Origin of the sequence: Citrobacter sp. S55_ASV_140, assembly GCF_018919505.1 — a bacterium.
Classification (GTDB): domain Bacteria; phylum Pseudomonadota; class Gammaproteobacteria; order Enterobacterales; family Enterobacteriaceae; genus Citrobacter; species Citrobacter werkmanii.
This window is the reverse complement of record NZ_JAHLQZ010000296.1, coordinates 1-3,416: the sequence shown is the minus strand read 5'-3', so window position 1 is coordinate 3,416 and position 3,416 is coordinate 1. Positions and strand designations below refer to the sequence as shown.

Below are 3,416 nucleotides of genomic sequence, written 5' to 3'. Positions count from 1 at the left end.
ATCCCCAACGCTTGTTGTCCCAGTGAAGATAATTGTTTCGCTTTTTGTTTAGCCTGCTCTGACGAGCGGGATACAATAACAACCTTCGCGCCATGTTTGTGTAATTGCTCGGCGACTGCCTCACCTATACCTGCAGTACTTCCTGTTATGACAGCAACTTTATTCTGGAAATCCATAACTCCCCCTATGAAGTAGAATTGAGTCTTTGATCAGGGTTAGTATACAAATTAGCTATGACAGTTTTTGTCAGTACTCTTTCTCCTCGCAAATTCCTTCTTTTATTCTCCATTTTTTCAATAAAACTGTCCTGCTTTCACTATATAAGGAATCCAGCTGTATCATCTCTTCAATTTTGTCAGTTCTAAAATGACGAAAATCATTTCTCATCTCACACCATGCAACCAAAAGCCAGCACGACTCCATATATACCAATCCGATAGGCCATATAACCCGAGAAGAGTAAGTATCTTTCTTGTCACAATACTTTATTTTGATTCTGTGTCGCTTTTTAATAGCATTGCGGATGCCTGCAAAAAAGATCTCATTATTTTCTGAAGGACCAATCAGATAGGACTGACTTTCAATAAGATTTTGTAATTCACCGGGAATGACCGCGTGTATTTTGGCAAGTGCAGTCCTTGCGATATTTTTGAAGTCATAATCGGTATTATGTGATACCCAATTTAACCCAAGTGTAATAGCATTAATTTCTTCATGAGAAAGATTTAAGGGTGGTAAATGGAAATCAGACTTAACGATATAACCAATTCCAGCACCACCCTCAATGCACACGCCTTGATGCTGTAGCGTTTTTATATCTCTGTAAATGGAGCGCACACTTATTCCCAATCTTTCAGAGAGAGTGGATGCAGTGATTGGATATCTTTGCGCCCTTAATATCTGTAGTAATTCGAGAAGCCTTTCTGTTCTGGTCATGTTGATAAATCCATCTTAAGCCTGAGAGGCTATCTTAAATCATCTGTTGGATAAGCATCTTAATCCAAAGTTAGCGTACACACTTAAGTTGAACTGCAACATTGATTAAGGATGCTCCATTGAACTCACAGCTCAAAGAAGACAGCCAGATTTGATGGCGTTCTGGCTACGCCAACTATCAGAGTAAGAAGGCTCGAGTAAGGACAAACAACTCTTCTCAGGTCACAAAACTGAAAGCCAAGTTGTGGTTTATGACAGAAAAGTGAGAATTTCTCCCACATAGGATCTTCCAGTATTGGGCAAATCAGAAGATGATGATGGCGAGCTTTATACTAAGCGAATATACCGACACTATACCAAGTGTGACATGAGTCGTTGAAAGGAATTGAGCTAAGTGTTTGAATAGTGGCGGAGAGAGGGGGATTTGAACCCCCGGTAGAGTTGCCCCTACTCCGGTTTTCGAGACCGGTCCATTCAGCCGCTCTGGCATCTCTCCGTTTTGGTGGTTGCCATGATGCCAGGTAATTTGGCATTTTAACAGACCCAGTTCCGTCAATTTCGTTCAAGTGACGAGTTTGCGAGCAAAACGATGATTAAGTGGCCCTGGAAAGAGCAAGAAACAGCCCGAAATGACGATTGGCCCTGGGATAACGCCCTGGCTATTCCGCTTCTGGTGAATCTCACCGAGCAAGAACAAGCCAGACTAATCGCCCTGGCCGAGCGTTTTTTACAGCAAAAAAGATTGGTAGCACTTCAGGGGTTTGAGCTGGACCCGCTAAAAAGTGCGCGCATTGCTCTGCTCTTCTGTTTACCTGTTCTGGAATTGGGGATCGAGTGGCTCGATGGGTTTCATGAAGTTCTCATCTACCCTGCCCCATTTGTTGTCGACGACGAATGGGAAGACGAAATTGGTCTGGTACACAATCAACGTGTCGTTCAGTCCGGGCAGAGCTGGCAGCAAGGTCCGATAATTCTCAACTGGCTTGATATTCAGGATTCCTTTGATGCCTCAGGCTTTAATCTGATCATTCATGAAGTCGCGCATAAGCTGGATATGCGTAATGGCGATCGCGCCAGCGGAATTCCGGCGATTCCTCTGCGAGACATTGCCGGCTGGGAGCACGACCTGCATGCCGCAATGAACAATATTCAGGATGAAATCGATCTGGTAGGGGAAACCGCATGCAGTATAGATGCCTACGCTGCAACCGATCCGGCCGAATGCTTTGCCGTATTATCCGAGTATTTTTTCAGCGCACCTGAATTATTTGCTCCACGGTTCCCGGCTTTATGGCAGCGTTTCATCCTGTTTTACCGCCAAAACCCAATGCAACGGTTACGTGATAACCCCGAAGATGACCATTATCGCTCATCAAATGTGCATTAACACTGAATTTGAAGATTAATTAACCAATTGAAATGACGCGCTAATTTTACTGTTGACACCTCAGGGTGAGGTCAGTAATATGCGCCTCGTTCACACGATTCCTCTGTAGTTCAGTCGGTAGAACGGCGGACTGTTAATCCGTATGTCACTGGTTCGAGTCCAGTCAGAGGAGCCAAATTTAAGAAGCCTGCTTAAGGAAACTTGAGCGGGCTTTTTGCTTTTCAGGCTTACATAAAAGCATCCTGCATAAGCGATCTGCCTGTTGTACCGCCCCTATTTCATGTCGCATCACACCATTGATTAAAGTTATGTAAATGTAAATCGTTTAAACTTTGCAATTATTGTAACTGCTAGTGATTATCATTTATTGTACGCGAGCCAAAAGAACGAGCCCTGCTCGGTTCACTGTACGTTCCAATTACTCTGGGATATAAACGATGAATGCTCTGCCTCGCACCGGACTGCGCCGTATCACGCTTGCCTCTGCCCTGGTCTTCGCTGTTAGCCTGCCGGCTTTCGCCCAGGAAACATTAACGCTTTACACCACCCGTGAACCAGGTCTGATTCAGCCGTTACTTGATAGCTGGACAAAAACCAGCGGCATCAAAGTCAGTACGGTTTATATCAAGGATGGCATGCTTGAGCGCGTTAAAGCGGAAGGCAAAAACTCCCCTGCCGACCTGCTGATGACCGTTGATGCAGGCAATCTCCTCGATCTCGTGGAAGCCGGAGTGACCCAACCGGTAGAGTCAGAAGCGTTGAAAACCGCGATTCCAGCCAACCTGCGTGGTGAGGATAATCAGTGGTTTGCACTTTCTATGCGCGCTCGTGTGCTGTATGCCGAAAAATCAATGCCCATTGATAACTGGCATTACGAACAACTCGCCAGCCCGGAGTATAAAGGTAAAGTCTGTATCCGCTCCGGGCAGCATCCGTATAACACGGCGCTGATCGCTGCGATGATTGCCCATCACGGTGAAGCTAAAACCGAAGACTGGCTGCGCGGCGTGAAGGCTAACCTGGCCCGTAAAGCCACCGGCGGCGACCGCGACGTTGCCCGCGATATCCTCGGTGGAATTTGTGATATCGGTCT

Annotated in this window: 4 protein-coding genes, 2 tRNA genes and 1 pseudogene; 4 read left to right on the top strand and 3 right to left on the bottom strand. The window is 45.9% G+C overall.

What is annotated here, in order from left to right; all coding sequences use genetic code 11:
* Nucleotides 1–176 (bottom strand): SDR family NAD(P)-dependent oxidoreductase (locus KQJ18_RS22725; protein ID WP_216422810.1); only part of this gene is annotated, 176 nt, incomplete at its 3' end.
* A 70-nt stretch (nucleotides 177–246) separates the two neighbouring features.
* Nucleotides 247–936, bottom strand: coding sequence for a YafY family protein (locus tag KQJ18_RS22720; protein WP_087856006.1), 690 nt, complete (start codon nucleotides 934–936; stop codon nucleotides 247–249).
* A 169-nt stretch (nucleotides 937–1,105) separates the two neighbouring features.
* Between KQJ18_RS22720 and KQJ18_RS24770 the strand changes: the two are divergent.
* Nucleotides 1,106–1,219: pseudogene (locus tag KQJ18_RS24770) on the top strand (integrase); the annotation flags it as partial.
* 123 nt (nucleotides 1,220–1,342) lie between these two features.
* Here the strand turns inward: KQJ18_RS24770 and KQJ18_RS22715 are convergent.
* Nucleotides 1,343–1,432, bottom strand: a tRNA-Ser gene (locus KQJ18_RS22715).
* A 93-nt stretch (nucleotides 1,433–1,525) separates the two neighbouring features.
* On the opposite strand from KQJ18_RS22715, the gene mtfA reads away from it, so the two are divergent.
* From mtfA to KQJ18_RS22700, 3 genes are all read left to right on the top strand, one after another.
* Nucleotides 1,526–2,323 carry a DgsA anti-repressor MtfA gene (gene mtfA / locus KQJ18_RS22710; protein WP_038641617.1) on the top strand — a complete coding sequence of 266 codons (798 nt, stop codon included), beginning with the start codon at nucleotides 1,526–1,528 and terminating at the stop codon, nucleotides 2,321–2,323.
* 99 nt (nucleotides 2,324–2,422) lie between these two features.
* A tRNA-Asn gene (locus tag KQJ18_RS22705) sits at nucleotides 2,423–2,498 on the top strand.
* A gap of 262 nt (nucleotides 2,499–2,760) precedes the next feature.
* Nucleotides 2,761–3,416 (top strand): ABC transporter substrate-binding protein (locus KQJ18_RS22700; RefSeq protein WP_216422809.1); only part of this gene is annotated, 656 nt, incomplete at its 3' end.